The sequence below is a fragment of the Microbulbifer maximicatervae (SeqCode) genome, from assembly GCF_052467815.1.
This window is the reverse complement of record NZ_CP174326.1, coordinates 4,155,474-4,182,197: the sequence shown is the minus strand read 5'-3', so window position 1 is coordinate 4,182,197 and position 26,724 is coordinate 4,155,474. Positions and strand designations below refer to the sequence as shown.

At 49.5% G+C, this 26,724-nt stretch carries 21 protein-coding genes and 4 tRNA genes; 14 read left to right on the top strand and 11 right to left on the bottom strand.

Annotation, left to right across the window (positions count from 1 at the left end; genetic code table 11):
- Positions 1 to 57: 57 nt before the first annotated feature.
- From msbA to ACJJIW_RS18120, 8 genes are all read left to right on the top strand, one after another.
- Complete coding sequence (gene msbA / locus ACJJIW_RS18155; RefSeq protein WP_444935981.1) at positions 58 to 1,887, top strand: lipid A export permease/ATP-binding protein MsbA; 1,830 nt, start codon at positions 58 to 60, stop codon at positions 1,885 to 1,887.
- 9 nt (positions 1,888 to 1,896) lie between these two features.
- Positions 1,897 to 2,931 carry a tetraacyldisaccharide 4'-kinase gene (gene lpxK, locus ACJJIW_RS18150; protein ID WP_444893785.1) on the top strand — a complete coding sequence of 345 codons (1,035 nt, stop codon included), beginning with the start codon at positions 1,897 to 1,899 and terminating at the stop codon, positions 2,929 to 2,931.
- A complete protein-coding gene (gene kdsB / locus ACJJIW_RS18145; RefSeq protein WP_444935980.1) occupies positions 2,921 to 3,688 on the top strand; it encodes a 3-deoxy-manno-octulosonate cytidylyltransferase in 768 nt (255 codons plus the stop codon). Before lpxK ends, kdsB begins: the two co-directional genes overlap by 11 nt.
- A gap of 11 nt (positions 3,689 to 3,699) precedes the next feature.
- A complete protein-coding gene (gene murB / locus ACJJIW_RS18140; RefSeq protein WP_444935979.1) occupies positions 3,700 to 4,716 on the top strand; it encodes a UDP-N-acetylmuramate dehydrogenase in 1,017 nt (338 codons plus the stop codon).
- A gap of 545 nt (positions 4,717 to 5,261) precedes the next feature.
- On the top strand, positions 5,262 to 5,915 hold the full coding sequence (uvrY, locus tag ACJJIW_RS18135; RefSeq protein ID WP_282932683.1) for a UvrY/SirA/GacA family response regulator transcription factor: 654 nt from the start codon (positions 5,262 to 5,264) through the stop codon (positions 5,913 to 5,915).
- A gap of 45 nt (positions 5,916 to 5,960) precedes the next feature.
- Positions 5,961 to 7,775, top strand: coding sequence for an excinuclease ABC subunit UvrC (gene uvrC / locus ACJJIW_RS18130; RefSeq protein ID WP_282932684.1), 1,815 nt, complete (start codon positions 5,961 to 5,963; stop codon positions 7,773 to 7,775).
- Between the two features lie 101 nt (positions 7,776 to 7,876).
- The gene (gene pgsA, locus ACJJIW_RS18125) at positions 7,877 to 8,440 is read left to right on the top strand and encodes a CDP-diacylglycerol--glycerol-3-phosphate 3-phosphatidyltransferase (RefSeq protein WP_282932685.1); all 564 of its coding nucleotides are present in this window, start codon (positions 7,877 to 7,879) and stop codon (positions 8,438 to 8,440) included.
- 158 nt (positions 8,441 to 8,598) lie between these two features.
- Entirely contained in the window at positions 8,599 to 10,308 is a 1,710-nt protein-coding gene (locus ACJJIW_RS18120; RefSeq protein WP_444935978.1) for a sulfatase-like hydrolase/transferase, read from the top strand.
- A 30-nt stretch (positions 10,309 to 10,338) separates the two neighbouring features.
- Here ACJJIW_RS18120 and ACJJIW_RS18115 read toward each other — a convergent pair whose 3' ends face one another.
- Positions 10,339 to 10,944: an LEA/WHy family protein gene (locus tag ACJJIW_RS18115; protein WP_444935977.1), complete on the bottom strand. Its 606-nt coding sequence runs from the start codon at positions 10,942 to 10,944 to the stop codon at positions 10,339 to 10,341.
- A gap of 79 nt (positions 10,945 to 11,023) precedes the next feature.
- Between ACJJIW_RS18115 and ACJJIW_RS18110 the strand changes: the two genes are divergently transcribed.
- Positions 11,024 to 12,190 (top strand): dipeptidase, encoded by a 1,167-nt coding sequence (locus ACJJIW_RS18110; protein ID WP_444935976.1) that lies wholly within the window; start codon positions 11,024 to 11,026, stop codon positions 12,188 to 12,190.
- Positions 12,191 to 12,574: 384 nt separating this feature from the next.
- The gene (locus ACJJIW_RS18105; RefSeq protein WP_444935975.1) at positions 12,575 to 13,270 is read left to right on the top strand and encodes a YopT-type cysteine protease domain-containing protein; all 696 of its coding nucleotides are present in this window, start codon (positions 12,575 to 12,577) and stop codon (positions 13,268 to 13,270) included.
- A gap of 154 nt (positions 13,271 to 13,424) precedes the next feature.
- On the opposite strand, the gene ACJJIW_RS18100 is transcribed toward ACJJIW_RS18105, so the two are convergent.
- The 8 genes from ACJJIW_RS18100 to ACJJIW_RS18065 form a co-directional block, all read right to left on the bottom strand.
- Positions 13,425 to 13,889, bottom strand: a complete 465-nt coding sequence (locus tag ACJJIW_RS18100; RefSeq protein WP_444935974.1) for a RidA family protein — start codon at positions 13,887 to 13,889, stop codon at positions 13,425 to 13,427.
- A 1,567-nt stretch (positions 13,890 to 15,456) separates the two neighbouring features.
- Positions 15,457 to 15,543: transfer RNA gene (locus ACJJIW_RS18095), tRNA-Leu, on the bottom strand.
- A 90-nt stretch (positions 15,544 to 15,633) separates the two neighbouring features.
- Positions 15,634 to 15,707 (bottom strand) — tRNA-Cys (locus tag ACJJIW_RS18090).
- A gap of 472 nt (positions 15,708 to 16,179) precedes the next feature.
- Positions 16,180 to 17,406, bottom strand: coding sequence for a hypothetical protein (locus ACJJIW_RS18085; protein ID WP_444893795.1), 1,227 nt, complete (start codon positions 17,404 to 17,406; stop codon positions 16,180 to 16,182).
- Between the two features lie 398 nt (positions 17,407 to 17,804).
- Positions 17,805 to 19,712, bottom strand: coding sequence for a S8 family serine peptidase (locus ACJJIW_RS18080; RefSeq protein WP_444935973.1), 1,908 nt, complete (start codon positions 19,710 to 19,712; stop codon positions 17,805 to 17,807).
- A gap of 85 nt (positions 19,713 to 19,797) precedes the next feature.
- Entirely contained in the window at positions 19,798 to 20,031 is a 234-nt protein-coding gene (locus ACJJIW_RS18075; RefSeq protein ID WP_444935972.1) for a hypothetical protein, read from the bottom strand.
- 91 nt (positions 20,032 to 20,122) lie between these two features.
- Entirely contained in the window at positions 20,123 to 20,992 is an 870-nt protein-coding gene (locus ACJJIW_RS18070; protein WP_444935971.1) for a hypothetical protein, read from the bottom strand.
- Positions 20,993 to 21,046: 54 nt separating this feature from the next.
- Positions 21,047 to 21,448: a hypothetical protein gene (locus tag ACJJIW_RS18065; protein ID WP_444935970.1), complete on the bottom strand. Its 402-nt coding sequence runs from the start codon at positions 21,446 to 21,448 to the stop codon at positions 21,047 to 21,049.
- A 665-nt stretch (positions 21,449 to 22,113) separates the two neighbouring features.
- On the opposite strand from ACJJIW_RS18065, the gene ACJJIW_RS18060 reads away from it, so the two are divergent.
- A tRNA-Pro gene (locus ACJJIW_RS18060) sits at positions 22,114 to 22,190 on the top strand.
- Between the two features lie 435 nt (positions 22,191 to 22,625).
- Here the strand turns inward: ACJJIW_RS18060 and ACJJIW_RS18055 are convergent.
- Both ACJJIW_RS18055 and ACJJIW_RS18050 read right to left on the bottom strand, forming a co-directional pair.
- A tRNA-Pro gene (locus ACJJIW_RS18055) sits at positions 22,626 to 22,702 on the bottom strand.
- 69 nt (positions 22,703 to 22,771) lie between these two features.
- Positions 22,772 to 23,620 (bottom strand): acyl-CoA thioesterase, encoded by an 849-nt coding sequence (locus ACJJIW_RS18050; RefSeq protein ID WP_282932695.1) that lies wholly within the window; start codon positions 23,618 to 23,620, stop codon positions 22,772 to 22,774.
- Between the two features lie 350 nt (positions 23,621 to 23,970).
- Here ACJJIW_RS18050 and ACJJIW_RS18045 point away from each other — a divergent pair, with 350 nt between their 5' ends.
- The 3 genes from ACJJIW_RS18045 to ACJJIW_RS18035 all read left to right on the top strand — a co-directional run bounded on the left by ACJJIW_RS18045 (position 23,971) and on the right by ACJJIW_RS18035 (position 26,215).
- Positions 23,971 to 24,651, top strand: coding sequence for a hypothetical protein (locus ACJJIW_RS18045; RefSeq protein WP_282932696.1), 681 nt, complete (start codon positions 23,971 to 23,973; stop codon positions 24,649 to 24,651).
- 330 nt (positions 24,652 to 24,981) lie between these two features.
- Positions 24,982 to 25,668, top strand: a complete 687-nt coding sequence (locus ACJJIW_RS18040; protein WP_282932697.1) for a TetR/AcrR family transcriptional regulator — start codon at positions 24,982 to 24,984, stop codon at positions 25,666 to 25,668.
- The gene (locus ACJJIW_RS18035) at positions 25,661 to 26,215 is read left to right on the top strand and encodes a DUF1285 domain-containing protein (protein WP_444935969.1); all 555 of its coding nucleotides are present in this window, start codon (positions 25,661 to 25,663) and stop codon (positions 26,213 to 26,215) included. Before ACJJIW_RS18040 ends, ACJJIW_RS18035 begins: the two co-directional genes overlap by 8 nt.
- Positions 26,216 to 26,724 lie beyond the last annotated feature (509 nt).

Sequence of the window (26,724 nt, the reverse complement as noted above, 5' to 3'; positions counted from 1 at the left end):
ACCTTCGGTTTCTGTGCCCACTCGCCCCAGTTGGGGCGAGTCCATTCATTGGTCTGTATGAAGAAAGTAAAAGCGCCTCCCAGCAAGCCGCAAAATGGGGCGGAAACTTATCGTCGATTGCTTACTTACGCCCGCCCGCACATGGCAATTTTTGGGGTTGCGGTACTGGGCTTTTTCCTGTTTTCGATCATGGGCGTCAGCCTGATTGCTGTGACCGAGCTGTTGCTCGATGCAGTGGGGGCTGGTATCCAAGAGAGTCGCGGGTTTCTCTCAAAGTTTGTAGCATCCTATTACCCCGATGGAGTAATGCCCCAGGAGACTGCTCGTTGGCTTGTACCGCTCGCAATGTTGCTGATTATTGTCCTTAGGGCTATTGGCAATTTTGTCGGCAGCTATGGTTTGGCCTATGTGGGCCGCGCAGTGATCCACGAGTTGCGAACACAGCTATTCGAGAGAATTGGCCAGCTTCCCAGCTCCTATTTTGACCGCTATACCGGCGCTTACCTGATCTCAAAGGTTTCATACAATGTTGAGCAGGTAACCAACTCCATCACCAAGGCGGTGAAGGTACTCTTCCGCGAGTCGTTTACGGTAATTGGTCTCTTGACCTACCTGTTACTGGTGAACTGGAAGCTGACTTTAACCTTCTTCCTTTTTGCCCCCTTGATCGCCTTTATTGTGCGTATCGTGGGTAAGCGTTTCCGCAAACTGAGCCATCGCATCCAGAATTCCATGGGCGACGTTACCCATGTCACCCAGGAAGCGATCAATGGCTATCAAGTGGTGCGGATGTATGGGGGACAGGATTACGAGAAATCCCGTTTCCTCTCTGCCAGCGACAATAACCGTCGGCAGTTTATGAAGCTCGTAGTAGCAAACAATGCCAGTGTTTCTGTGATTCAGATCCTGGTTGGTTTGTCTACTGCAACTATTGTCTGGCTGGCTCTGGCACCGGGTATGGTTGAGTCCATGACTGCTGGGGTTTTTGCCGCCTATATTGGTGCAGCTGCATCATTGGCTAAGCCAGTGCGCAGCCTTTCCGAAATTTTTGCCGATATCCAGAAGGGTATTGCGGCAGCGGAGAGTATCTTTGAAGTAATGGATGCTCCCAGAGAGCCCCAGGATGGTGAAGTTCAGCTACCTAAGCCTGTGAATGGAACAGTAGCTTTTGAAGGGCTTGAGTTTAGCTATGACCCGGCAGCACCCAAAGTACTCTCCGACATCAGTTTCGCGGTAAATCCGGGAGAAACGGTAGCCCTGGTGGGTGCGTCTGGCTCCGGCAAGAGCACGCTGGTAAGTCTGCTGGCTAGGTTTTACGAGCCGACAGGTGGACGTATCCTGGTCGATGGGGCTGATATTTCCAAGGTGCCACTTAAAGAGTTGCGCCGCCATATCAGTATGGTTTCCCAAAATATCGTACTGTTTAACGATACTGTATATCGCAATATTGCTTACGGTGAGTTAGAGCATGCACCGAAGGAAAATGTATTGCGTGCTATAGAGCAGGCACATGCGGCTCAATTTATTGAAGAGCTTCCCCAGGGGCAGGATACGGTTCTGGGAGATAATGCGCAGATGCTATCCGGCGGCCAGCGGCAGCGTTTGTCTATTGCTCGCGCCCTGCTTAAGGATGCGCCCATACTGATCTTGGATGAGGCTACCTCAGCGCTGGATAATGAATCGGAGCGCCACATTCAGGCGGCTCTGGCTGAAGTCATGAAAAACCGCACCACGTTTGTTATCGCCCATCGCCTGAGTACGATCGAGAATGCTGATCGTATTCTGGTGATGGAGAAAGGTCGAATTGTAGAGTGTGGGAATCACGCAGAGCTGCTTGCCCAGGGTGGGCGATACGCATCTCTGTTACAGCAGCAAACAATGGGGTAGGGCATCTGGATGTCACTGGAAGACTGGTTTAACAAACGCTGGTATCCGGAAAAGGGTGAAGGTCGCTCGCTCTCCCTGCTTACTCCGCTGGAATTACTCTATGGGGGGGTGAGCAAACGGCGCCGGGTAATGAGTTCGCGCACTCCACCGGAGCCCTTATCAGTTCCTGTCGTCGTCATCGGTAATATCACCGTTGGTGGTGCGGGTAAAACGCCATTGGTGGCGGAGCTGGCTCGCTGGCTAAAGGAGCGGGGTCGCAATCCGGGGATTATCAGCCGTGGCTATGGTGGTCGTGCAGAAAAATATCCTTACCAAGTGACTGCCCAATCCCACCCCTTGGAGTCCGGGGATGAGCCGCTGATGCTGCACTTGATCACCGGTGTGCCGGTGATGGTTTCTCCCAATCGCACCGAGGCGGCGCAGGCCCTGATCGACTATCACCAGTGCGATGTTATTTTGTCTGACGATGGGCTACAGCACTATAGTTTGTGGCGCAGTTACGAAATTTGTGTGGTTGATGGTCATCGAGGTTTGGGTAACGGCCATATGTTGCCCAGGGGGCCTCTGAGGGAGCCGGCGACGCGTCTGCAAAGCGTCGACATGCTGGTAAGTAATGGCGAGCCAGAAGCTAAGGTCCGGGATCAGTGCGGAGGGCTTTTAGAGTTTGAGATGACGCTTGAGCCTTCATGTTGGCATCAGTTTAACCTCGATCAAACCTCTACTTTGCGCTTGTCGTCAGGGCCAGAGGTGGGGCCTTGCCACGGGGTTGCAGCGATCGGTAATCCCAAGCGGTTTTTCCGTTCACTGAAAACGCTGGGATTTGAGGTGACAGAGCAACCTTTTGACGATCACCATCAATTCAGCCCCCAAGAACTACATTTCGATGGGGAAACCCCGGTGATCATGACCATGAAAGATGCAGTGAAATGCCGTGATTTCTGGGAAAGTCATTGGTGGGCACTCGAGGTGCGGGCCAAGTTGCCAGACCTTTTTTATCAAAAAGTACACAAGCACTTGCAACAATTTAGTGAAAATGAAAAGTAACTCTTCTTTCGACGTCATTATTCCCGCACGCTATGGCTCGAGCCGCCTGCCAGGCAAGCCCTTGGCTGATATCGGCGGCAAGCCGATGGTGGAGCATGTTTATTTGCGTGCCCGTGAGAGTGATGCTCAAAGGGTCGTTATCGCCACCGATGATATGCGTGTAGCGGAGGTGGCTCATGGGTTCGGCGCTGAGGTGTGTATGACTTCTGCAGAGCATGCCTCAGGAACTGATCGACTACAGGAAGTGGCTCAAAATCTGGGCCTTGCCGAGGACCGTATTTTGGTCAATGTGCAGGGCGATGAACCTTTGATACCCGCCAAGGTGATAAATCAGGTTGCTGAAAACCTGGCCGTGAGCAAGCGGGCCGGCGTTGCAACTCTGGCGGAGCCCATCACTTCAGTGGAGGATTTCCGCAACCCCAATATCGTTAAGGTAGTGACAACAGAGTCGGGACTGGCCAGGTACTTTTCCCGTGCACCAATCCCTTGGCCGCGGGACGCCTTTGCTTTGGATAGCAGCGAATTGCCAAGGGGCCTGGAACCCCGTCGCCATATCGGTATCTATGCTTACCGTGTTGCGCTATTGCGCCAGTTTATCTCCTGGCCTATGGCTCCACTGGAGCAGTTTGAGGCTTTGGAGCAGTTGCGTTTTCTTTACCACGATCAAGAAATTCACGTAGCAGATGCCTGTGCAGAAGTGCCCGGAGGTGTGGATACTGAGCAGGATCTTCAGCGTATGCGTGAAACCCTGGCCTGATGTAGTACCCAATGATTGAAGCTAATATCGATTTACAGCCCCACAATACCCTTGCAATCTCGGCCAACTCCGCTTTTTTTACGCGGGTGGAAACGCTGGATGAGTTGCGTGAGGCTTTGAGTTTTGCACAGCAGAAGCGTTTGCCGATCTTACCGTTGGGTGGAGGTAGTAATGTCGTATTAACGGGGGACTTTCCAGGGCTCGCCATTCAGGTTGGGTTACGCGGGTTGGAAATTACTCCCGATGGTCGCGGTGGCACTATTGAGGCGGCGGCTGGGGAGGGCTGGCACCAGTTAGTTATGTCTACTGTTGAGCTGGGTATGGGAGGGCTGGAAAACCTCGCATTAATTCCAGGAAAAGTGGGTGCAGCACCCATCCAAAATATTGGTGCTTACGGTGTAGAGCTGTGCGATTGTTTTTGTAGCTTACAGGCCATGGAAATATCTACCGGTGAACTGCATAACTTTTCTGTGGCAGAGTGTGACTTTGACTACCGGAATAGTGTGTTTAAAGGAGAGCTGCTGGATCAGTACATTATTACCCAGGTAAATCTTCGTCTTGCAAAAGATTGGCAGCCGAAAGTTTCCTACCCAGCATTGCAGCAGTTTATTTCCCAGCAAGGTTGGAATTGTGACTCCTTGACACCTGCGCAAATTGCCGCTGCGGTTATCGATATTCGCAACAGTAAATTGCCGCTCCCCGATCAAATTCCCAACGCGGGGAGTTTCTTTAAAAACCCTGTGGTGAATGCGGACATTTATCAAAGCCTAAAATCGGAACATCCCGATTTGGTAGCTTATGCCAGCGGTGAAGGTTGGAAGTTGGCGGCGGGCTGGCTAATTGATCGCGCTGGTTGGAGGGGTAAGCGGCAAGAGGCGGTTGGTGTTCACCACCAGCAGGCATTGGTTTTGGTTAATCCCGGTCGGGGCGGGGGCGATGAGGTGACTAGATTGGCTAGCGCCATAGCTTCCGATGTGCAGGCTAAGTTTGGTGTTACGTTAGAGCCTGAACCTCGCTACTATCCGTAAGCAATTCGGTGCTGCTTGCAGGGTGGCGCCGACAAACCTTTTCTTTTTCTTCACTGAACGACAATCAGTAAGTACCCAATAGCTAAGTGCGAATTTCTTTTGGGGAGTCCTGCTCAGGCATAAGCTCAACAGAGAATTATTCTAGTTGTTGACGATTATTTTGTTATAACAAAATTTGTTTCTAAGATTTTTTTATATTTCAATTTCTTTCATAAATATTTTCTGCGAGAAAGTGAATGTTTAATCGCAAATTTTGCGGAAGCGCTCACCCTGTTCGCAGAAAAATCAATCGGTACGTTTTTACGGTATAATTAAATGTTATAAAGGCAGCAAGATCCTGTGGTTAAATGTCTGATCGGCAGCATTTGAAACGGTGCTTCTGCTTTGCAGTAGCGTTTTTGTCTGGTATGTTGCGATTGGGTTCCAGGGGGACCTACACGGGGTAGTTTCACCGTGAGCTTAAAAGAAAACGCAGTTGATAGAGCTCGTGCGTTGAGGATGTATACGCGGCGTGGCCACTGCACTTATCCGTAGTTGGGGATAGCTTGATCAAAGTCTTAGTGGTGGATGATCACGATCTTGTGCGAATGGGTATTTCGCGCATGCTGGGTGATGTTGAGGGTATAGAAGTCGCCGGAGAGGCAAATTGTGGTGAGGAGGCCTTGGAATTCGTTCGCCGGTCCAATGTTGATGTCATTCTAATGGATGTAAAAATGCCAGGTATGGGTGGCCTTGAAGCGACCAGGAAGCTACTACAGCGATGCCCGGAGGCGAAAGTTATAGCTGTCAGCGCACTCGATGATGACTTGTTCCCTGGTCGCTTGATGCAGGCAGGGGCTATGGGGTATGTCACTAAAGGTGCGGACCTTGAAGAAATGGTTCGAGCGATACGCACTGTAATTTCTGGTGGTGTGTTTATCAGTAATTCCATGGCAACCAAAATGGCGATGCGAAGTGTCAGTGGCCAGGATGAACAACAATCTCCGTTTGAAAAATTATCTAAAAGGGAATTGCAGACTGCAGACATGATCGTTAATGGTGCTAAGGTTGCGGATATTGCAAAGTCTCTCTCGGTAAGCCCCAAAACGGTGAATAGCTACCGCTACAGGATTTTTGAGAAGTTAGATATTAATAGTGATGTGGAGTTGACGATCCTCGCTGTTAAGCATCAGATTCTTGATCCAGAAGCTGCACTTTAATTGAAAAGTGGCTGAACTTTGTAAAATATTGAGGCCGGTTGCCAGATGTTCGATAGCAAGCGTTTCCTCGCGACAGTAACTCGCAAACCCGGCGTCTACCAGATGTTCGACGCCGAAAATAAAATCCTCTACGTAGGGAAAGCCAAGAACCTTCGCAATCGGTTGTCGAGCTACTTTCGCAGCTCCGGACTAACGACAAAAACCATGGCGCTGGTGCAGCGTATTGGAAACATCGAAGTCACCGTTACGCGCAGTGAAACCGAAGCCCTGGTGCTTGAACAAAGCCTGATCAAGTCCCAGCGGCCCCCATACAATGTGATGCTGAAGGATGATAAAGGGTACCCTTATATCTTTCTTTCCAGCAATGACACTTTTCCCCGTATTGCATTCCACCGCGGTGCCAAGCGCAAGAAAGGCCGATACTTCGGGCCTTTTCCAAACGCATCGTCGGTTCGCGACAGCCTGAACTTTTTGCAAAAAACTTTTCGAATCCGCTCTTGTGAAGATAGTGTTTTTCGCAACCGTTCAAGGCCCTGCCTTCAATATCAGATAGAGCGCTGCACCGCTCCCTGTGTCGATTTTATTTCCCCCGAGGACTATCGCCAGGATGTACGCCACGCAGAGATGTTTCTCACGGGTAAAAGTGACAACATTATTCGAGAGTTGGCTGACCAAATGGATGAGGCATCCCGAGCGCTGGAGTTTGAAAAAGCCGCGAGACTGCGAGACCAAATTTCCGCACTGCGTCGTCTGCAAGCGGACCAGGTAGCTGAAGGTGCAAGTGGCGATGTGGATGTGCTGGGAATAGCCAGTGAAGGCGGTAGCTGTTGCGTACACGTTCTGTTTGTCAGGCAGGGGCGAATTCTGGGGAGTCGCAGTTATTTTCCCAGTGAGCGCCTGGGACTCACACCGCCAGAGCTACTTTCCGCATTTGTCCCGCAATTTTACCTGGGCAGTCCCCGAGAGATCCCCCGTGAGATATTGGTTTCAGAGGCCTTACAGGATCTCGAACCACTTCAACAGGCTCTTAGCGAGCAGTGTGGTCGCGATGTCGGTATCACCCATAAGTTGCGTGGCAAGCGGGCCACTTGGGTTGAAATGGCGCAACAAGCAGCGCAACAGAATTTGAGCAGTCGAACTGCAGCCCAGCAAAAACTTTACAGTCGGTTCGAGAAACTCCAGGAAGTGCTCGAACTGGAGCAGCTCCCGGAGAGGCTCGAGTGCTTTGACATCAGCCATTCTTCCGGTGAGGCCACGGTTGCGTCCTGTGTTGTATTTGATACCGGTGGCCCGGTGAAATCGGATTATCGCCGATTCAATATTGAGGGTATCCAGGCGGGCGATGATTATGCGGCAATGGGGCAGGCGCTAAAGCGGCGCTATACCCGCCTTTCCGGTGGCGAGGGCAAATTCCCCAATATCCTGTTGATCGACGGGGGAAAAGGCCAGGTGACACAGGCGGTAGAAGCTCTGAATGAACTCGGCATCGTCGGAGTTCAAATTATTGGTGTTGCCAAAGGAACTACACGAAAAGCCGGCTTTGAAACACTACATGTGGTTTCCAGTAACAAAGAGCTTGTACTCTCCGCCGATTCATCAGCGTTGCACTTAATTCAACAAGTGCGAGATGAAGCGCACCGCTTTGCTATCGCTGGCCACCGGGCAAAACGGGATAAAAAACGCAGGGAGTCCCCACTGGAAGGTATTGCTGGAGTAGGGCCTACTCGCCGCAGGGCACTGCTGCGACATTTTGGAGGTTTACAGGAGCTAAAGCGTGCAACAGTAATGGAGATTGCCAGCGTGGATGGTATCAGCCGTAAATTGGCTCAGGATATATACTCGGCACTACACCACGAGTAGAACAGGAGTGAGCTGGCGATTAAATGGCCAGTTTTTTCCAAAGCGTTTCATTTTGCGCGATGGCTTGATAACGTACGCCCTCCGCAAGAATAGAGAAAAGTATGACAATCGCCAATCAACTGACACTGTTACGTGTTGCTTTGATCCCATTTTTTGTTTTGGTTTTCTATTTGCCGTACAAGTGGAGTTACATTGCTTCTGCTGCAATTTTTGCAGTTGCCGCAATTACCGATTGGCTTGATGGCTATCTCGCCAGAAAATTAAACCAGAGTACTGCCCTGGGAGCCTTTCTGGACCCGGTTGCCGATAAGTTAATGGTGGCTACTGCATTGGTCTTGCTGGTGGGATTACATGACCACCCGCTGTTTGCGATTGCTGCGGCGGTGATTATCTGTCGGGAGATCGCGGTCTCGGGGTTGCGGGAGTGGATGGCTGAGTTGGGGCAGCGCAGTAGCGTTGCGGTTTCCTATGTAGGCAAAATCAAAACTACTGCACAGATGGCAGCAATTCTTGTTTTGCTTGCCTTCGATGTTAGAGAGTTTCCGGTGATGGAAACTATTGGATACCTGCTTCTTTATATTGCTGCCGGCCTCACCTTGTGGACTATGGTGATGTACTTGCGCGCCGCATGGCCGGCCCTTATGGCCGACAGCCAGGATAAGTAGATAGAGGGGGATTACCTCTCTCACAAAATTGGCGCCTCGACTCCGGCATGTGCTGGAAAACGAGGCGCTCTTTACCACGTTTCAACTCGCTCTTCCTCTTCCAAATCCCTGCGCTCCTCTAAATTGTTAGATACTTTTCTGCGATCTATAGGAAGCTCATGTCCGTCAAAAGCCACCTGATTATGATTTGGCTGCTTTGCATCACTCTCACTGTCGAGGGGCAAATTGTACACGATGCCGAGTTTTATATTCTCAAGATGCAAAACGGCGATCGTTGGGATCAAGAGGATTTGGAAGTTGAGCAACGCTTGCAGCAATTGCGGCAGAAATTTGGACAGCCACCGAATATCGTATTCCTGTTGTGGGATGACACTGCATTTGGAGCTGTCGGTTTTCCTGCGCTGCAAAAGAACTTTGGCTACTCTACGCCAAACCTAAACCAGATGGCCGCAGAGGGTATCAACTTTACCCGCATGTACTCTGAGCCCTCATGCACTCCGACCCGCGCCGCTGCCCTCACCGGACGGCTACCGGTGCGTTATGGTATGGGTGAAGTGGGGATGCCCCACGAGTTTTCTGGTTTGCGCGCCGAAGAAGTCACTATTGCCGAGGTACTTTCGCAAGCGGGTTATGCGACGGGCTTTTTTGGCAAGGGGCACCTTGGAGATATCGAGGAGAGTTATTTACACAATCAGGGATTTGATGAGGCGTTGTTCACCCCAATGAACCAGATTACCTCCCTGTTTAACCCCCAGGCAAATGTGGCGAATGCGGTGCTGGGCATGTTCCCCGAAATCTACCCACCTGATCCCTATCAGTTGGACAGCCCCGGTCTGATACCCGCTGGCTGGGTAATGAATATCGAGGGGAAAAAAGGACAAGCCGGGCGGGAGTGGTGCGGAACATCCAACGAGTGCTTCGCTAAGTTTGATCCAGAAGCAGAACAGAGAACGCTGGCGTTTATTCGACGCAGTGCGGAGCAGAAGAAACCGTTTTTCGTTGCCTACTGGCCCAACCTTCTTAATTTCATGGCGATGTATAACCCCAAGCGCTCGGTGGCCGGGCTGATGGTTGCCGATGCCTTCCCGGCGATGGATAACTTTGTCGGGGTGCTGATGCAAGAATTGAAAAGCTTGAGGCTCGCTGAAAATACCTTGTTCGTTGCAATGGCGGATAACGGCCCTATGGTCCACAGTCCGCCGGCGGGGTGGGGAATGCTGCCCATGTTGTATCGGGGTGGCAAAGGGGATTTTACTGAGGGCGGCGTTCGCGTACCTGCTTTTGCCTGGTGGCCAGGAACTATCGAAGCGGGACAAACGGCAGGAGATATTATTCATATCACTGACCTGTATACGACTTTCGCTCGCTTGGGTGGAGCAACTGATGCTATTCCTACGGATCGCGTCGTTGACGGCCTCGATCAGACCGCTCTTTTCCTAAACGGCGATACCCATGGCCGCCGGGATTATGTATTTATCTATACGGGCAAGGAATTGGGGGCAACAGTAAAGGGGCGATATAAGAGGCATTGGCTGGGAGCGGGGGAGGTGGCAGGGTCGGGGATGCCGGAGGCCTATTACGATTTATATATGGACCCCCGGGAGGAGTCCCCGCAGTTGGTGCCGTTAATTTACACCCAGGGCCAGTTCAATCATATGGTGGCCCGCCACCGCTTGTTTAAACGTAAATATCCAGACGTATCCAGCGGTAAAGGCATACCCTATACCGGGCTGGCCAATGCGCGCCCTGAGACACAGGCTATTGGTGAACGCGTGCGCGCAGTCATCAGTGAGATGCCATTCACCATTGAAGACTATCTTGAGTATCAGATCCCCGGTGCCGACAAGGTCGGCGACTGGGGAGATTAAAGCGCTAATTCCAAGGTGAATACGCCTGGGCTAGTGGTAGAGGCCCAGATTCTGATTCAGTCGAATTTCGCCACTTCGCTGCACTGTAATGGAAGGCACAAAGGACCTGCTCAGGCCAATCTTTGCCTGAAGTTCATAGGGTACCGATTGCTGCCCTCTATTCGCTAATTCAGCGGCGGCGAATAGAGACCCCATCCAGCTCGCAGTTGCGTCTACCGAGATGTCATCCTGGCCATAGGGGGCAATGGGCAATAGGTTGTTTGAGGTTCCTGCCATTACTTTATGGCCGGCAAGACTGAGCTTGTAGTAGATCCCGGAGAGGGGTAGTTCTTGATTGTTAGGATTGAAAATACGCAAATGGATTCTGAAGCGCAGGTCGCTGCCGACGGCAGGAGGAAGCGGCTCCAGCCCAATAATCTCAACTTCAGGCTGCTGAAAATTGGGTGATAAAGCGGCGCAACCACCCATGAATAGAGCGAATAATACGAGTAAGTTCAGTTGTAAAAGCTTGATCACTGCTTGTCCTTCATTTTTCTCTCTGATAAGTGCGAGGTTGATGTCCCCACGCTTATTCCACGGCCACCACAATTCTATTTGTTTTGCTTGCTTATTGAGCAGGCGCTCCAATTGCTTCATTCTGTAATCCTGATGGATCGAAGAAGGTTGTTGCCTCTGTGCAAACTTCCCCACGGATTTCTACTAATGGAGACAATAGATGAAAAAGTGGTCCATTCTTCTGACAACAATGGTGGTGATATTGTTCGCCAGTTGGAAATGGCTTTTGCTTCCGGCTATTGAAAAGTCGATGAACAAAGTAGAGCCGGGCAAAATTGCAGCGATGTCACCTGAGGCTAAAGCGCTACACCAAAGTCTATTGGTGGGGGATCTCCACGCAGATAGTTTCCTGTGGGCCAGGGATTTGAGGAAGCGAGCCGACTATGGTCATCTGGATCTTCCCCGGGCGCGAGAAGGCAACCTGGGTATCCAGGTCTTCACATCAGTTACCAAGTCTCCCCGGGGGCAGAACTATCAAAAGAACTCCAGCAAAGCTGGCGATAATATAACCTTATTGGCCATTGCTCAGGCGTGGCCAGTAAAGGCGTGGGGCAGCTTGTATGAACGGGCGCTCTATCATGCAGAGCGTGTTAATGCGCTACAGCAATCTGCGCCTGATCAAATACGTATCGTCAAAAGTGCGGCAGATTTACAAGAGGTGCTTGCAGCAAGGAGGCAGGGCGGAGAGGTCTTGGCTGCACTCCTTGGCACTGAAGGTGCCCACCCTTTGGAAGGGGAGATCGAAAATATCGGTCACCTATACGATGCTGGATTCCGGGTGATGGGGTTGCAACACTTTTTTGACAATGAGCTGGGTGGCTCCCTGCATGGAGAAAGCGGCCAGGGTTTGAGTGCATTTGGCCGGGAAGCGGTGAAGGAGATGGAGAGGCGCTCCATTGTGATTGACGTCGCCCACTCTTCAGAGCAGGTCGTCCGCGAAGTTTTGGATATTGCCGAGCGCCCAGTGATTGTTTCTCATACCGGGCTTCAGGGGGCGTGTAACTCATGCCGGAATATCAGTGACGAGCTAATGAAGGAGATAGCGGGCAAAGGCGGCTTGGTTGGAATTGGTTTCTGGCCTGGTGCTGTCTGCGATACCAGCCCCAAGAGCATTGTTAAATCCATCCGTTATGCCATTGATACACTGGGTGTGAATCATGTCGCATTGGGCTCGGATTATGACGGCAGTGTAAAGGTTGCATTTGACGTGAGTGAATTGGGCGTGCTTACCGCAGAAATGCTTCGGCAAGGGTTTACTGAAGAAGAGATCCGTAAAGTAATGGGTGAGAACCTTAGAGATTTCTTCCTTGCCCAACTACCCAGTTAATATCATATGGAAAGGTTTGATTTAGATTCCGCAGCCTTCTCAACAGATATATTAGCGCTGGTATTTGATATCTCACTGTTCCGGTGGGTTTGTTATTACCAGCGCGATACTCGTACTTGTATATGATTAAAAATAAATATACGTTCTGCCCCTGTCCAAACGCAATTCAAACTGGAAATTTTATCGTATTTTGTTCTTAAAGCCCTGAAAACCGGTTGAAATTGAGTGTAATCAAATTTCGGTTTACATTTTAAAATGACTTAAAGCTAAAAAAGCCGCAAGAAAATTGATAGAGATAAAGCTGTAGGTGAGAAAAATAGAACATGGGCCGCGATACTGCGGATAGGCAAAAGTCCACTATCTCTAAAGAATAGGGAGACCTCCATGTTCAATCCGAAACTAACAGAAACAGAATTTCTATTGGATCAGGCAAATTACATCCAACCCGGCGTCCACAATGATGTAAGGCGCGGAGTTTGTTACGCATTATCCTACATGTGGGTGAGACTCGGCTTGCAACCCGGCGGTCATATAAATATGCACCTCCAGGCAGGATTGCAACAGCGGTACCACAATACGGGAATTGGAAACGCCCTTAACAGAGCAGCTCCAGGTATGTTTTTAAGGGCTGTTGGCGGGTCGACCACAAGCTTTGGCCAGCCTATCTATACAATGCAAAGAGCAATTTCCGCGCAGCAGCAGATCCAGGGAAATGTGATGGGTATTTCGTCAGGATTAAGGACGATTTGTCGGACAGATGGGTATACCGAGCACTGTATCGCCCGTGGGCATCAGTTGAATCCATTTGAGCCTTTCTCCACATTTTTGCGATGGATACGGCAGGGGGTGGCGCGCCTTAACCAAGGCTTTGCATTGATAGGATTCCTGGGCCCCAACAGTGGTCATGCCATTGCAATTCAAGTACAGAATGGTAATACCTGGAGACTTTTTGATCCCAATTTTGGTTCCTTTGTATTTAACGGATACAACCGCGTTAAGGCCGAATTACATCAGCTGGCTTTGATTTACCTGGCGATGGGCACTGCTGGTGGAAGCTGGATGATTTCAACTTTTAGATAAGTAAGTAGGGTTGTTTTATTGTCGAGATATCGCAGGGTCACTTAGGTGACCCTGCGTGTTGAGTTTAAGTGCCAACGTATACTAAAAATCTAGATCGCAGTAAAAGTTCTGATGAGTCAAATAGGGGGGCAGGCACTTCCAATTTTAACAATGACTACTTGGCAGCAATGCACTCAATTTCAATTTGGGCGCCCAGCGCTAGGGACTTCACTGCAAAAGTAGTCCTTGCAGGGTAGGGGTAGGCAAAAGCCTTTCGGTAGATGTTGTTGAATTCAGGGAAATTCTTGATATCTGTTAAAATGACCGTGCATTTAACAACATCTTTCATTTCGTAGTCGTGGCGCTCCAGAGTTTGCTTTATATTGTCTAGAGTCTGTTTGGTCTCCGCAGAGAATCCCCCTTGGGCTAACCGCTTAGTCTCCGGTGAAAACCCTATTTGGCCAGAAAGAAATAGCTGGTTGCCAACTTTTACAGCCTCTGAAAACGGTAGCTTTGAGGCTGATCCTGTTGGGTTCAGAAATTCAACCTGCTCAACCTCCTTTGCATAGCTGAAACTGGAAAGCGTAATAGTGAAAAGTGCAGAAATTAATGCATTTATAGGTGATGTCTTTATCTTCATGGGAATATTTTCTTATAAATTTGCTGCCAAACAATCTGGGCTAGGTCTAGGGGGTCTAAATAATTCCGTGATGCCTCTGGCCCACAATCAAGGCGCGGCTTGGCAAGAAGTGTCCAGATCTTTCAAAAAGTCACAACGCAGGGTGTGAATCGCTCTGAAAGCCCCGTGGATGAGCCCTGAAGGCCCGCAGAGATATTACGGAATTATTTAGAGACTCCCTAAAGCCCTCTTGCTGCGCAGATAACTTCATTCCACTCCATATCTGAGTGCCATTCTTATTGGGTAATAGTGATCAGGGATATCTGAATCAGGAATAGGTACGCCATTCCCTCTCTAAGCCATTCAGGCTTAAGTATTGTATTCAGTGGGCCGATTTCTTTAAATTGAAACCAGTGCACCATTTCATGTTGAGTAATATAGACCTGCCAGGATCTCGGCGCAATTACAGTGCCCGAGTAAGGGAAAGATATGGCCCTCTCTTGCCTGCCGCCAAATGAACGGTAACACTCGACAGTTGAGCAATAAACAAAAGTAGGTTGGCTATTTAGTAGAAGACTGTTTCTGTTCAGTAAATCATTCGCTGATCGATATAGTACGGTTGCTTCTGCGAGCCTTTTCTTATCTTCAACGCAAGCAAGGCCATTACAATTAACGCCGTTAAGTTGAGGGAGGAAGAGTCGGATAGCAGGAAAAGATATCCATAATAGTATCGGGACTGATGCGAATACTAGTAGAGCCAAGGGTCTGAACATAGATTGGATTGCCTCTGCACTTTGGGCTACTTGCCATAAAGGGCGAAACAATTAAGAAAAATCTAGAATTGAATTGATCTTGGCTCCGGTATTATCAAAAACGGGGAGCTCGCCCGTGTTTCTAAGTAATTAAATACGATTTTTCATTATAATAATTTACTTTGGAGTTAGCGCCATTCCCTCTTCTGAACGTATTGAAATTGATAGAGGCTCGACGTTGCCGGCTCATCGAGTATCTATTTTATTGGTAACTTCACCACCTATATTGGTGTCTGGGTTTAGTAGACCGCTGCATGCCAGCTGGCGGGAGGTTGATAAGTGTCCACTAGGGGGGGGGCTGACTCCAAGCGCTGTAGGATTTGGGTTGCTGTAATGCTTAAATCAAAACTCAGTTGCTTTAATAAATGAAGCTTTCTTCGTATTTTATTGATGTAAGGTGACGCTCCAATCCAATTCTGCCTTCATCAATCTGAAGCTGTCAGCCTAGAGATCGTCAGCATTTATTTTTTAGGCTTGTTCGTAACACAGTGCTTGTGGGCATTTGATAAACCTGCAACGTCCTTCAGAATCGGGTGCATCCCCCGCCTGCTGATGACCATTAAGAGTAGTCAGCCCGCCTTGATGAGAACCTCATAACTAATGCTTTAGCTGCATTTATCGCCAGGTTTAGAAGCTATCAGTGATGGGAAGTGCGAGCTCTATTTTCTTCGCTCAGCAAAAACGCTAACTAGATTTGTATCGTTTGAGGAGGGTAGAGGTTAGCGCATAAAATTTGCACTAAAAGATATGTAAATTATTGGTTTCAAAGATCTGATTGGTGCCCGGGGCCGGACTTGAACCGGCACGGCCGTGAAGCCGGGAGATTTTAAGTCTCCTGTGTCTACCAATTCCACCACCCGGGCAGATCCTTTGCGAGAGAGGGCGATGTTTAATAGTTGCCCTTCATTCTCACTTTCATTGCATTCAACAGGATACTGCAATGAAGAGGAAAATGGAGGCTAGGGTCGGAATCGAACCGGCGTACACGGAGTTGCAGTCCGCTGCATGACCACTCTGCCACCTAGCCTTTTTTATCCGCCTTTGGCGGAAAAGAACGCTGCGAATTCTATCTGATAAATCTGAAAAATCCTAGCGTTTTCTTATACTTACGTGCGTTTCGCTGTGTAAGTGGGCGCCATTTTAGGGACTCTAGAGGATTAGTCAAGCATTGTTTTCATCAATGTTGCAATCAAGTGAAAAAAAGTAGGAAAAGTTACCTTCTGATGGTGGGGGAGGGCTGTAATAACTTTTAGCACTGGTGCTCAAGAACCTATTTCCATTTGTTCTAAATTAATCTTCAGGTGTGCTGGCAATCTGTGACCTGTGTTCGATACTGTCTTTATCTGGCTAACACATCTCCCCCAACGTGTTTAGTAATGCTGGTAGGGTGGCTCACATGGCTACCACCCGGAAGCAAGGATGAAATCCTCCAAGTTTCACTCCTAATGGTCTTGGCCCTGACGCTCTCCCCCCCCGTCGTCAGGGCTTTTTTTTGTCTGCTATTTATTGGAGTCTTTCGCCCGGTCTGTCAGGTTTTCTGTGGCTAATGCATCCACGGGTTTACCGGCTGCTTTCTCAGACAGGGACCTAAACCTTTCCAGAGTCACTTCACCGCGTGCTTGAGCCAGTTCTCGTGCGACGTCATCAATACTTGCCTTGCCATTGCTGGCCTCGCGAATCTCTTTATCCAGTTGCTGCATTACCCCGGCCGCACGGGCGGTAATGGGGCCGGACGAGCGTTCGACTAATAGTGAAGGAGCCTTCTTACCCCACTTGATCAGTTTATCCATCGCCTCCTGATAGCGGGTCTCACTGATGCCACCAGTTCGCCTTAAAATCTCCAGGGAATAAAACTCAGCCAGTCCCTCTACAATCCAATCACTCTCATCGTCACCGTGAATTCCCGTGCCCACATGAACTAATTCGTGGATCATGCTGCTGGTGCGGTTGCCGCTGATCAATGGTCGATCAGCATGCATATATAGAGAGCGTGTCCCCGACAGCCCGCCGCGCCACATGGGGTCGTCAGCGGTTACGATCAATAGATGATCAGGGAAGAGGGGGAAGATTTTCTTGAGCTCTGGCAGGTTCCAATTTAGGAAGGCCAGGATGTCTTGCCGCCGAATGTTCTCATTTTTAGGGCCTGCAACACGGGTTTCAGTGCCGGCAATCATATCCTGCCGACTGCCAATTTTCCCTACAATCATCCAGCCCTTGGGTCTTACAAACTTACGCTTGGGGTCAGATAACTCGTATAGGTTATCTTCGATCTCAGGGTAGGGCAGGGCCGCATACCATTGGTCAGGAAGTTCCAGCTTAAGGCGGGCGGTAGAGCGGCCACGGCTGGTTGCCGATACCGGTGCAATCAATTTATCGCTGCGGAGAATTGCCCAGTCTTTGGTGATCCGTGAGTCGTAGCCACCGTTGCTACGCTGGTTATCTATGACAAAGCGGTACTTAAGGACGGGGTTCTTCCCTTCGGGTTGCCAGGTTGCTTTGTCGCCCTCGATCTTTAGAGGGGTGTCACTTTCCAGGTCCTGATAGCGGCCAGAGCGCAAGTTAAGAACGAGCTTACTTGGCATATCATCACCGCTGAGCGCCATTTCCACCTCAGCCAGCTTGGAGTTGGGCGAGATCTCTGCACTGTAAAGAATCTCATAAGCCTGAAGAGCAGGGGATAGAGTGGCGAGTAATAGCGGCAGTGTTAGTAATCGTTTAAGCATCATTTCTTCAGCGGGAAATCCAACAATTAGTCGTTTCGACAGTATCTAAGCCTACAGGTGCCCTTGTGTCACCTTCAAGCAAACTGGTCACAAGCTAGCCAGTTATGAGGTGACAGTTTTGTGCCGTCAGGTTTCATTGGATTGGTTTTCAGATATGTACCACTTAAAAAGAATACACTTACAAAGTCGTTATCATATGGTGGCGCATTCTCTTAAGCATCTCCCGTATAAGTAAACAAGAAGATAGATATGGGTGGGCCGGCACAAACATCTTTTGAGAGGGCTGAATTAGTGGGCAGGCATGCTGACAAAGTGGGAATTGAGCGCTACGAAGGACAAGACCGCAGCATAGCTGCGGTCTTGAAAGGTCTTTTGCAGTCTAACTAACGATGGAGACAGAGCTACCAATATCTGATTGCGCGGGGATCAACGAACTGCATACCGTAGGCGCTCAGGGCAAATCCATCTGGAAAACTGCTTACCATTGGTTGCTGGGGGTTAACCGCGGCTATTTCGGAAGGGTAATAGCCTCCCGGCACAAACTGCCCCTGCCAACTGGGTGTAGCTTGAGGGGGGTAGCCCTGTAACGGACTCATAGTAAACCCAGAGTATGGAGTGGCTGGGGAGGGGCCTTGCGCGGTAGCGGCATGAGTAGCCGCGGCCCTTGCTTGCTCTTTGGCGGACTCAAAAGCGGAGTTGATACCGAAAAGCTTGGGAACACCTGCGCCAACTCTCTCTGCCCCGAGGGGCATTGGTGCGGCCAAGGATTGGATCAGTTGGAATAAGGCGGTCACTCTGGATACATCTTTCTGCCGGAGCGCACCTTTAAATAATGGATGGTGGGCAAGTAGTAGTGCTGCCAAACCGGTAATATGCGGCGCGGCCATTGATGTACCTGACTGAACATCGAAGCCTTTGTCAGGCACAGACGAAACGATACCCACACCAGGTGCGGCAACAGAAATTTCCTGGCCGAAAGCGCTAAACCTAGGAACAAATAGACCGTCGGCTGATGCTGTTGAGGGTATTACTGTTTGCGCTTCCCAGGAATCTTTGGGGAATTCATTGAGCATTCCAAGAGCGCCTACAGCCATAGCATTTGGGGATCTGGCTGGGTACTGGACTGCCCCGCCATTGTTGCCAGCGGCAACTATACAGGCGATACCATGTTGGACTGCTTCCTCGATTTGCTGCTCAACAGCCTCTGATGAATCAGAGCTGCCCAGGCTCATATTCACCACATCAACGCCGAGCTCTATGCAATGTGAGAGCGCATCAATCAAGCTACTAAATTGCCCGCCGGGGAAAACTTTGAATACATAGATTTCGGCTTCAGGAGCAAAACCGCGTATTGCCTCGGTGCCAGAGGGTTGGCCTGTAATAATTCCCGCACAGTGGGTTCCATGGCCGACGATATCTTCTGCCCAGCTATTGGCATCGTAATTATTGGTGACATCGATACCATTCTTTAAGTGGCTCAGTATTGGGTGCTTATTGTCCGCACCGGAATCGATGATTGCGATTTTGATACCTTTGCCGGTGTATTCATCGGGTAGCTGGTCCAGGCCCATGTACTTTTGCCCCCAGCCATAGGAAGCATCATTGGGGAAGTTGGGTATGGCTTCGCTTAGGGGTTGGAGTTTCACCAGGTTTACACCGGTGAGTGATAGGGAGGGGCTGCGAATATATTTGTTCCAGAAATCTTTGGCGGGGCGGATCAGAAGTGATTTCACTTGAGCGCCGCCGCTTTGCGCAAAAATACTGAGCGCGACTTCCCCTTTATTGTTGGTGACCCCTTCTTGAGGAAAGCCCGCACTTTCAACAATTATTTGCGCGTCGCGTATGGGCTCACCTTTTGCACCGATAACGCGGAAGTGCACCTGCTGTGCCTGGACGTGGTATTCGCGCAATAGTCCGGGTTGCTGTGCAAAAACTGCGGAAAAGGTCGGTGAATAGCTCGCTTGCCCGTAAGAGAGAAGTGAGTCCAGTTCAACGGCGACGTTTGGTGGTGTGGTCTGGTAAAGTGCCGCAGCAGCATCCACATCCATACGGACTTTGTAAATATTGGTGGCCTCATCGGCGGAAGACAGCGTTTTTAGTTTTCTGCCGGGGCGTATTTCACGAAGCACCTCACAACCTGCCTGCCTGGCAATAGTGGAAATCACATGGTGCATTGAGCCCGAGCTCAATGGCTGCACGCCCATGGATTTAGCCATCAGGCTGCGGCGGGGTGAAATAAGTAACTCGACTTTCTCTGCAACCTCGACCGAAGGTTCTCCTGCGGCCTTTTCTTGTCGGGATTCAGTCATGTTCATGTTCCTTCGCTTTCAGTGCGGTACTGATTTAGTACGCGTGTGAAACGTCTGAAAGTGGTGAATCGAGTGGGTTTCAGTCTCAATTGAGAGGGTGGACAGGTTGATCCGGATCAATAATTACTTTGCCTCCCAATTTCCTTCTTAGGTCGTCGACGGCATCGGGTGTAGCCACAAGGGTGACGTTGCTTTTGCGCAAAGTAACGTCCTTAACATCGGGGCAATTTGAAGCTTCCTTCACCAGCTCCTCTAGCTCCAGAGTGCTAGCTGATACCTTACGATTGGGTACGGCTACATATTGCTCAAACTTCTTCATTTTCTTCTCATTGTGACTGTGCTATCCAAAGTAGGGCAGGGGCGAACCCACCCCCAGGAAAAGGGGCGTGAAGCCCCTTTTTGCATCATTTTTAGTGCAGATAAGCTTGTTGCTGAAAGGCTGAGTTGGGTTGCGGCATTGCCTGATAGGGCAGTGGTTGTCCGATGCCACTCAAATTCTGAAAAGGTTGCTGTGGCGGCTGCGGGAAAGCCTGGAATGGCACCGGTTGACTCAGTGGTGCAAAAGCCTGCGGGGGAACCGACCCATACTGCTCCGGAGCCACAGGTGCCAGTTGATTTACCGGTTGGCCGACATAGGTCTGAGGAATGAGGTGTGGCGCGAATTGCGGTGCGGCCTGGTAGGGTAGTAGGTGGCTAAGGCGCGCCAAGTTGTTAAGGAGTTGACCTTGTTGGGGCGCACCAATGTAGTTACCAAGAACAGGTGCGGCACGGCTAACCAGCTCACCGAGGAGACCTTGCGGTGCCAGTTGCGGAGCGGTTTGGTAGGGCAGGAACTGTCCTAGCTGGGCGGCTGCATTGATTAGCTGTGCCTGAGGGTTATTGATGTAACTGGCCAAAACAGGGGCCGCGCGATTTATCAATTCGCTGAGATAGTTTTGGGGGGCAAACTGATGAGCGAACTGAGGTGGAATCTGTGGAGCAAGCTGCTGAGGAATGTGGGGCGCTAACTGGTGTGGAAGCTGTGGTGCGGCCTGGAAGGGCAGTACTTGGCCCAATCCGCCGAGTGCATTGATCAATTGACCTTGTGGTCCACCGACAATGCCACCAACTACCGGAGCTGCGCGGCTAATAAACTCTCCCAGCAACCCTTGTGGTGCTAACTGTTGAAGCGGTAGGTATGGCTGGGGGGGAGTGAGTCCGACGACCGGATTAATCGGAGGTGCGGCATAGTTTTGTGGTTGTCCAAAGATCCCTTGAGCATATGCATATGGTTGGTACATGAACGTACTCCTCGAGTAGACCAATGACGATAGGGGGCTATCGCCCAGGTTATTTCATGGTTTACGGGTGAGAATTTTGGAGCTTGATAGAGCCCCGTTTTTAGGATCAGCCTGCTGATAATAAATCGGTAATGAGCTTTCGAGTTGTTGCATCTTGCGACGGACACTCAGCCGGCTGATCTGAGTATAGAGAAGCTTTTCAGAAGCACAGGGAAAGTTTGAAAAAAAATGGAGCGGGAAACAAAAAGGTAATGGGGGCGCAATTGTAGTCACTATTTTTCTTAAAATTTTGTAATTTTTCCAAAAGGAGTATTTTTTAAAAAATAAAGTTTTACTTGGAATTTGATACTTAAATGGGTGGTAAATATTCTTGTGGCGTGCAGGGTGCTGCTCCATTGTATTGGTGTTAGGGCTCAGGAAAATCCCTCTCGGATGCCCGGTGAAAACTAGCGGCACTTGTAGAAATATCCGTAAATAGCGAACTGGAATTTAAAGGTAACTGTATATATCGATGTCTTGGAAAAGTAACTTATAGAACTTATCAGTTCGCTTTTATGTAAAGGTCTACTTACTCAAAACATCAAAAAACGATATCTAGTTGCGTTTCAATGTAATTTGCTATTGCCTCGCGCTGTATACCCTTCTTGGTTTTTCTGTACCAAACTCTTGCATTCTCCGTGGAGAGCTTTGCATTTTTTTATACGTGTGCTCTCAAAACTAAAAGTACTTGATAGTCGTTGAAGATACGTAAATACAAGAAAGTGGATAGAAATAATATCGGTATTTTTTTGGCGACCACAGTTTGCCGTATACGAGAAGAGGGGTTCAGAGAGTGGATAGATTGGTGGAAAGTGTTCGACCCCAGGGAGAACAAGGGATTGGTTGTTAGTTGGCAGACTAAATGGATGTGTCGGAGATAGGGGCAATTACTAGCAACCGTAAAGCTTGAATCTCCAGTGTAGAAAGAGGCGCTTGGAGCCGGGGAGGTCCAGCTATAATGCGGATTAGACTGCCTTTGAGGACAGCTCAAAGACCGGTTGTGTCGGCAAAATGACTCATGATGACATTCGCGCCAAAAATTACTTGATCTTTGAAAAATGGATGAGTAGTATTCGCGGCCTCGGTGAGTAGCGCAGCCTGGTAGCGCACTTCGTTCGGGACGAAGGGGTCGGAGGTTCGAATCCTCTCTCACCGACCATACAAAAAGAAAAAGCCCGCTTTAGCGGGCTTTTTTGTGTTTATGATTTCATTCCTGGTAGAGCTTTTACTCTAAAGGTTTACATGGGTAATTACACAGCTGCCTTGAGGGTGCAATCTCTTAGTTGTTTATCGGCGTAAATAGTTAAGCCAGCCATACTCAAAGCCTCGTCGGTATTTCTGAAACCAATTCTTTATTTGCCCCCATCGCATCTGACTTTTGTAGTTTGCTTCCGCATTAGCCCCTAATTTGACGAAGTTGAATAGCAAGTGGCTCTAAGGTGGGGCCCCAACAAGGTGCAAGTAGGAGTTGCTTGCACTTTTTCCAGGTGCGATGTGCTGAGGGAAAGTAAGGGGCAATCTGAACGGCTTATCGTCAGCTCAAGCTAAAGAGTTCAGGCACAAAAAAGCCCGCTAAAAGCGGGCTTTGAAAATCTGGTCGGTGAGAGAGGATTCGAACCTCCGACCCCTTCGTCCCGAACGAAGTGCGCTACCAGGCTGCGCTACTCACCGTTTTTTGTTTCGCATCATTTGCGAAGGGGCGGCACTATAGCAGCAATTTTTCTGCTGTAAACCACTGATTTAATTTTTTATTTGTCGAATCAGTCCCTCTTGGCAGGTAGACGCTACCAGCGTTCCGTCGCGGGTGAAAATCTGGCCGCGGGTAAAGCCTCTGGCACCGGTTGCCGAAGGGCTATCCGTTACATAGAGAAGCCATTGATCCAGGCGGAAATCGCGGTGGAACCACATCGCGTGGTCAACGCTCGCGGGCATCAATTGGGGGTCGAATAAGGATATGTCGTGCGGTTGTAGGGAGGTACCCAGGAGTCCCATATCGGATGCATAGCAAAGTGCTGCTCGGTGCTCCATCGGGTCGTCCGACATCTCGCCCTCTGCCCGCAGCCAGAACATGCACTTGGCTTCGCGAGTTTCAGCGCCAAAGTAGCTTTGTGGGTCTACCGGACGAAAATCGATCATATAGCGCCGCTGATCGTACTGCGGGCTAACCAATCCAGCTTCCAGGGCCAGCTCCTGGGTGTTTTTCAGGCTCTCAGGGGAGGGAATCTCGACACAAGGCAGGTCGGCCTGATGGTCAAATCCTGGTTCCCGAATTTGGAAGGAGGCGGACATATTGAAAATCGCGCGCCCGCGCTGTTTGGCGACTACGCGACGAGTGGTAAAGCTACCGCCATCGCGGATTGGGTCTACTTCGTAGATCACCGGCAGCTCGCTAGAGCCAGGGCGGAGGAAGTAGGCGTGTAGGGAGTGGGGTAGGCGATGCTCAACGGTACGAGTTGCTGCCATCAGTGCCTGGCCCAGAACTTGCCCGCCAAAAAGCACTTTACGATAATTTTCAACGTGATGACGACTGCGGAAGAGATTTCGATCCAGCTCTTCAACATCCAATAACTTACCTAATTTTTCCAACATAAGGGATTTTGCCCGTTACCTATTCCACTTAACAGAGTTTGCAGATGGGGAGCTTTGCGCTCTTAATCAAAAGGATAATAACAGCAAATCCCTTTAACCCCATTCATATTTTGAACGTTAGGCCCATTTTGGTCACAGGTACTCCTCCTCTTTTGTCATCTGTCTACTTACAGTACGCAAATGCCGGTTTTCTCAGCCAACTTGATATTCTGTGCTATTGACTATTTCAACATGTCGATTTCTTGCTTATTTTCGTGATATAAAGCGCCAATAGTTGTTGGGGATAGTCAAACTAAATTGTTTGCAGCTATCTCACAAAAATTGAATAAGAGAAGTAGGAGATACCTTAGGTGCCACACGGAAATATTGATATTCGTCCACCGCTTAAATTTGGCAAGGTTGTCAGCAGGCACCGTACTGCAAAGGCTGTGGTTGGGGGCGTTGGCTCCGCTGCGTATTACGGGGTATGGGGTGCGCAAACTGCCACAGGAGCTACTTTGACTGGGTTGGCTACCGGTGCGGCGGCAGCAACTTCAGCGACAGGAATTGGCTTGGTTGTCGCGGGGACTGCATTGTCTATTGGTTACGCTGGTCTAGCGGCCCGATCTGCTTACAAAACCAATAACCATCTGAATGCGTTGAAGAAAATATTTGCGAACAGAAAGTCTTACAACTGCCCCTGTAAAGGTGCTGTTACTCACGACTACGTTTCAGGGCAGGTGCTTCCGTACATAATTAATCAAAAAAGCAAGAAACTGCATCGCAAGATGGTTGAGGCTACCCCGGGTGTCGCCACGATTGAGTACACGCGGAAGGCCGTTAAAAATTTGTATAAGCGCTCACAGGGTACTCTCGGCAAGGAGCGTAGTTTTGCTGCTGAGTGGTTGGCGCAGCACTTGATCTCCCATGATTGTGAATTGGCAAACGCGATTGTTGCTGAACTCTATTCTGAGGAGGAGATGCTTTGGATTCGTACGCAAGATAGTGATGTAGTGGCACCTTTATTAGAGCTGAAGTTGAAATCTGTTTAATAGGTGTTCGCTTTTCTCTGCGGTGTTTGCTGCTGTAGTTCAAAAGCAACTCGGGGTGATGGACTACCCCGATGTCTCTCGGCACCCAGCCCTAAGGCACTATCCCTACGGTATTGGCTTGACAGGTGTCACAATGTGCTAAAATTAAAAGTTACGCAGCGCCTAAATCAGGCTCATTTTGATTGAAAAGTAAGCAAAACAGACTAAAAATTTCAATATTAGGCAGTCTAATTCCCCGATTCACTTTTCCAACCGACTTGAATTGCCTATTATTCATGAATGAATAGTCAATTTCAGTCCCCATTTTTAAGGGCAAAGAAGGTCGGAAGTATGGATAAGGCAAAAGAGAAGGTTCAGCGGTTCCGCGCGCGGGAGCAGCGTATCCTGGATGCGGCTCTGGAGCTTCTGTTGGAGCACGGTGAAGAGAAGGTCACGGTCGAACAGATTGCCGAGCGCGTGGATATTGGTAAGGGCACAATTTACAAGCACTTTATTTCCAAGACAGAAATCTACATGCGCTTGCTGATGGATTATGAGAAATCCCTAGCCGAACGCCTTAAAACCGCCGTAGCTTTAGCTGAGCAAGGTGATATCACCGCGCCAGCCCGCGCCTATTTTGAATCTCGTATGGCCGATCCTGGCAAAGATAGACTCTTCCAGCGCCTGGAGGAGAAGATTATCGCGTTGAACCTGGCTCCAGAAATGATTGCGGAGCTCCACAACATCCGTAATTCCAATGCCACTTCTCTCAATCGGGTCTTTGAGCGCCGTATGGAGCAGGGCATGCTGAAGAACGTTCCTGCATACTTCTATTACTCAACATACTGGGCGCTTGTGCAAGGGGCGGTAGAGCTTTATCACTCCAAGTCTTTTGCCAATGTAATAGAGGACAGGGAAGGTTTGATGGAGTTTATTATGGATGTGGGTGTGCATATCGGTGATATGTCCTCTCGCAAAACGCCAGAGGGAAGCCAAACAAGCCATCACAGCGATTCTGCGGGGTCCGCCCTTGGCTGAGCCCCTGTTCCAGCAGCTGCAAAAATTACAGGCTGAATTTCATGGGCATCCACCTGTAGAAAGGTGGAACCCAGAGCTTTGTGGGGACATGGATATGGTCATCAAATCTGATGGCCGTTGGATCCACGAGGGAACAGAGATTCGTCGTCACCCTCTTGTGAAACTGTTTGCCAGCATTTTGAAGCGTGAGGGGGATGAATACTTCCTTGTCACCCCTGTCGAAAAGCTGCGAATCACAGTGGAGGATGTTCCATTTGTGATCACTCAGGTGGCCCGCAACCCCGGGAGTACTCATCAACAACTACTTTTCACCACAAATGTGGGCGACGTTGTTGAGCTGTCGGAAGAGGGGCAGTGGCAACTGAGAGACTTTGGTGCCCCGCCGCAGCCAATCCCCTACCTGGAGATTCGAGGGGGGTTACAGGCTCGCGCTTCCCGGGATGTTTTTTACCAGTTGGTAGACTGGGCGCTTGAAGGGGATCGCGATTCCGATAAGCTTTTTGTGCAAAGTGACGGAAAAGATTTCCTGCTGGGTTCTTGCAATTAGATAGCTTCAGGTTCCTGCTGGCGGATTCCTCGCGCCTCAGCGCTGATTTGTAGCTGGGGCTTTAATTCATAGCCTTGCTCCACACTGTTCAAGTTTAGAAAGTACTTGCTTGACCCTATAGCTCCTAACTTTACTCTCTCGACGAACTTTCCTTATTTATATCTTTGGTATCAAACTGTTTAGTGGATGCCACTATCGCTTCTTTATTTTGATTAGCACTATGGGATTTATACTTGATTGCGCCGGTGCTTGCTTGAGTCCGGAAAATAGCCCGGGAATATACATGTCCGTACTATTTGTTTGTGGTGTTGCTGTATTTCATTTCTATTAAAAAAATAGTGTTTGAAATCTTATGGAAATATAAGTGTATTTGTTCTGAAAGGAATAGAATATTAATTCGATAATTTACGGAAATATCTAAATAAGTAACAAATCCGCAACAGTGCATTTCTAAACTTTCCTCCGTCTAAATCGCTACGGCGAAACAAAAAAATATAGTTTTTATTTGC